This window comes from Hydrogenophaga sp. 5NK40-0174, assembly GCF_040372165.1.
In the GTDB taxonomy this organism is placed as follows: domain Bacteria; phylum Pseudomonadota; class Gammaproteobacteria; order Burkholderiales; family Burkholderiaceae_C; genus Hydrogenophaga.
Genome location: NZ_BAABWG010000002.1, coordinates 60,001 through 62,500, shown reverse-complemented (window position 1 = coordinate 62,500; position 2,500 = coordinate 60,001). Strand labels below are relative to the sequence as shown.

2 rRNA genes (1 of these 2 cut by a window edge) are annotated in these 2,500 nt (G+C 51.1%); both read right to left on the bottom strand.

From position 1 onward, the window contains the following. Positions 1 to 166: 166 nt before the first annotated feature. A 5S ribosomal RNA gene (gene rrf / locus ABWV89_RS05950) occupies positions 167 to 279 on the bottom strand. Between the two features lie 147 nt (positions 280 to 426). After that, positions 427 to 2,500: ribosomal RNA gene (locus tag ABWV89_RS05945) — 23S ribosomal RNA — on the bottom strand; it runs 802 nt beyond the window's last position.

The following is a 2,500-nucleotide window of genomic DNA, read 5'->3' as shown; positions in this document are numbered from 1 at the left end:
TTCGCAGTGATCAGCGAAGCCTTGCAGTATACACCAGATTTTTCGATCCAGTCAAACTTTTTGCAAGTTTCTTCGTGCGGCACACATCTTCGATGTGTACCCTCACACTTATATAGAAACAAAACCCCCACACACGAGAAGTGCATGGGGGTTTTGAGGTGTAAGAGCCTGACGATGCCCTACTTTCACACGGGAATCCGCACTATCATCGGCGCAAAGGCGTTTCACTGTCCTGTTCGGGATGGGAAGGAGTGGTTCCACCTTGCTATGGTCGTCAGGCATAACGGGTTGTCTGACGAGGCTTTGCCTGGTCAGACGAATTCATAGAGTCTGATGAATCAGCGTATTTTGATTGCTGCCAACGCTGGCATACGCAGTGGATAGATCCACTGACATTTGAATGCTTTGACGTTCCGTCAAAGTTATAGGGTCAAGCCGCACGAGCAATTAGTACTGGTTAGCTTAACGCATTGCTACGCTTCCACACCCAGCCTATCAACGTCCTGGTCTTGAACGACTCTTTAGGGGGCTCAAGGCCCCGGCAGATCTAATCTTGAAACGAGTTTCCCGCTTAGATGCTTTCAGCGGTTATCTCTTCCACACTTAGCTACCCGGCAATGCCACTGGCGTGACAACCGGTACACCAGAGGTGTGTCCACTCCGGTCCTCTCGTACTAGGAGCAGGCTTCCTCAAATCTGCAGCGCCCACGGAAGATAGGGACCAAACTGTCTCACGACGTTTTAAACCCAGCTCACGTACCTCTTTAAATGGCGAACAGCCATACCCTTGGGACCGGCTACAGCCCCAGGATGAGATGAGCCGACATCGAGGTGCCAAACACCGCCGTCGATATGAACTCTTGGGCGGTATCAGCCTGTTATCCCCAGAGTACCTTTTATCCGTTGAGCGATGGCCCTTCCATACAGAACCACCGGATCACTATGTCCTGCTTTCGCACCTGCTCGACTTGTCAGTCTCGCAGTTAAGCACGCTTATGCCATTGCACTATTAGCACGATGTCCGACCGTGCCTAGCGTACCTTCGAACTCCTCCGTTACGCTTTGGGAGGAGACCGCCCCAGTCAAACTGCCTACCATGCACTGTTCCCGACCCGGATAACGGGCCTAGGTTAGAACCTCAAACAAATCAGGGTGGTATTTCAAGATTGGCTCCACCGAAACTAGCGTTCCGGTTTCAAAGCCTCCCACCTATCCTACACAAACCTGTTCAAAGTCCAATACAAAGCTACAGTAAAGGTTCATGGGGTCTTTCCGTCTTTCCGCGGGGAGATTGCATCATCACAAACATTTCAACTTCGCTGAGTCTCTGGAGGAGACAGTGTGGCCATCGTTACGCCATTCGTGCAGGTCGGAACTTACCCGACAAGGAATTTCGCTACCTTAGGACCGTTATAGTTACGGCCGCCGTTTACTGGGACTTCGATCAAGAGCTTGCACCCCATCAATTAATCTTCCAGCACCGGGCAGGCGTCACACCCTATACGTCCACTTTCGTGTTTGCAGAGTGCTGTGTTTTTAATAAACAGTCGCAGCCACCTATTTTTTGCAACCCATTCATGCTTCGATGTTCTCTACACATTACTAGGGCACACCTTCTTCCGAAGTTACGGTGTCAATTTGCCGAGTTCCTTCTCCAGAGTTCTCTCAAGCGCCTTAGAATACTCATCTCGCGCACCAGTGTCGGTTTGCGGTACGGTCAATTACAAGCTGAAGCTTAGTGGCTTTTCCTGGGACCCCGTTCAGTTACTTCGCGAGCAAGCTCACTCGATCGACAGCCTCGGTATATGACACGCGGATTTGCCTACGTATCGCCTACATCTGTCTAAACCGGCACTTCCAACCGCCGGATAACCTATTAAGATCCGTCCCCACATCGCACTTGTAATCGGTACAGGAATATTGACCTGTTTCCCATCAGCTACGCATTTCTGCCTCACCTTAGGGGCCGACTCACCCTACGCCGATGAACGTTGCGTAGGAAACCTTGCGCTTACGGCGAGCGGGCTTTTCACCCGCTTTAACGCTACTCATGTCAGCATTCGCACTTCTGATACCTCCAGCAGCCTTTACAAGCCACCTTCACAGGCTTACAGAACGCTCTCCTACCACTCACAGTAAACTGTGAATCCGCAGCTTCGGTAACTGGCTTAGCCCCGTTACATCTTCCGCGCAGGACGACTCGATCAGTGAGCTATTACGCTTTCTTTAAATGATGGCTGCTTCTAAGCCAACATCCTGACTGTTTTAGCCTTCCCACTTCGTTTCCCACTTAGCCAATTTTAGGGACCTTAGCTGGCGGTCTGGGTTGTTTCCCTCTTGAGTCCGGACGTTAGCACCCGGTGCTCTGTCTCCCAAGCTGTACTCATCGGTATTCGGAGTTTGCCTTGGTTTGGTAAGTCGCCATGACCCCCTAGCCAAAACAGTGCTCTACCCCCGACGGTAATACTTGAGGCACTACCTAAATAGTTTTCGGAGAGAA